General features: G+C 39.1%; 1 protein-coding gene. It reads left to right on the top strand.

Annotated elements, in window-relative coordinates; all coding sequences use genetic code 11:
• Positions 1-173: 173 nt before the first annotated feature.
• On the top strand, positions 174-1,944 hold a 1,771-nt coding region (locus tag ACFILA_RS09385; protein WP_375661109.1), incomplete at its 3' end, for a DEAD/DEAH box helicase family protein.

Here is a 1,944-nt window from a genome sequence, read left to right as displayed (position 1 = left end):
GGCTGTGGATAAGCAGCATTTAATAAAATTTCTTTTTAAGCAGGTTGTGGGTCTTTAGCACCCTTTTTTTATTTTATTATTGCTATTTGTTTTAAATAGATCTAGCAGATTCTATTTAAAGTTTTTTGACATCGATAGATCAACGCTTATATAGCGGTGGGGTTTTATTATAAATGCTTCAATCTCATAACAAACCACTGACATTACGCTCTCTGTTACAATCCTACCGTGATCATACAGAAAATGCGCGCGATAGAGGAACTTCTTTTGAAAAGTTTGTAATTGCTTATTTGACGCAAGACCCTCTGCAATGCCAAGAATATGAAAAGGTTCAAACCTATTGTGAATGGGCAAAAGAGCATGGAGAAGATGGGCGTGATATCGGCATTGATCTGGTTGCTAAAATTCGTGATGAAGAAGGATATGCCGCTATTCAATGTAAGTTTTATAGTGCAAATCATCAAATCAAGAAGGAAGATATTGATAGCTTTATAGCAGCGTCTGGCAAGAAAATATTCACACGCCGTATTCTGGTTGATAGCACCGAAGGTAATTGGAGTAACAATGCCGATCTCACCTGTGAAGGACAAGGAGTCCGCATTCAACGGATTAATCTTTTTGATCTGGAAAACAGTCAAATAGATTGGTCAACCTTTGAAAGCAAAGGGGAAGCTACTCTTAAGAAAAAAGAACCGAAAAATCTTTTAGATCATCAACAAGAAGCGCTTAAAGCTGTTTGTGAAGGGTTAAAAGAAGCAGACCGCGGCAAGCTGATTATGGCGTGTGGAACGGGAAAGACCTTTACCAGTCTGAAGATAGCAGAAGCTCTTGCTGGTCAAGGTAAACGTGTTTTATTCCTTGTCCCCTCTCTTTCTTTAATGTCACAAACAATAAGAGAATGGACAGCAGATACAGCAATCCCCTTGCGTTCCTTTGCTGTGTGTTCTGATACACAAGTTGGCAAGCGTCGTAAAAACCAAGATGATGCTGCCGAACTCGATGTCTCGGATCTCGCTCTACCAGCAACAACAGATTCTCAAAAGCTTGGAGAAAAAGCCAATAAGACTTCTCCTGATGCCATGACAGTGGTCTTTGCTACCTACCATTCGATACAAGTGATTTCGGATGCGCAAAAGAAATATGCTTTACCGGAATTTGATCTGATCATTTGTGATGAAGCGCACCGTACCACTGGAGCTGTGTTAGGAACAGACAAGAGTGAATCTGAGTTTATCAAGGTTCATAATAATAGCCTTATTCGGGGCAAGAAACGTCTGTATATGACAGCAACCCCTCGTATCTTTAGTGATAATGCCAAAAAACAAGCTAATGAGATTGATGCTGTTCTGGCTTCTATGGATGATGAAGAGCTTTATGGCAAAATCCTTTATTCTTATAGTTTCTCCCATGCTGTAAAGAATGGACTTTTAACGCCTTACAAGATTATCATTTTAGGTGTTGATGAAGGAGAAGTGAGTAAATCTATCCAGCATCTGATGACAGATGAGAATTATGAACTTATTCTTGATGATAGAACAAAGATCATGGGTTGTTATCAAGCTCTTACCAAAATGGATCTGAAAATTGATCTTGGAGATGATACAAGACCCATGCACCGAGCTTTGGCTTTTTGTAAAGATATTAAAACGTCTGAACGCATTCGTGACACATTCAATGATGAAGAAGTTAAGAAAGATTTACTTGATCTTCATGAAAACCATAAAAATATTCCCCCTCTTAACTGTCAAGCAGATCATATTAATGGAAAATCTGGTGCCAAAGACCGTACGATAAAACTTAATTGGTTGAAAGAAGATGCGGGTAAGAATGTCTGCCGTATATTAACCAATGTACGCTGCCTTTCAGAAGGTGTTGATGTTCCTTCCCTTGATGCGGTTATGTTTTTACACCCGCGTAAAAGCCAAGTGGATGTGATACAAGCAG

The sequence above is a fragment of the Bartonella sp. CL71SXKL genome (assembly GCF_042194935.1).
In the GTDB taxonomy this organism is placed as follows: domain Bacteria; phylum Pseudomonadota; class Alphaproteobacteria; order Rhizobiales; family Rhizobiaceae; genus Bartonella.
The sequence above is the reverse complement of the archived record's forward strand: the minus strand, read 5'-3'. Positions and strand labels throughout refer to the sequence as shown.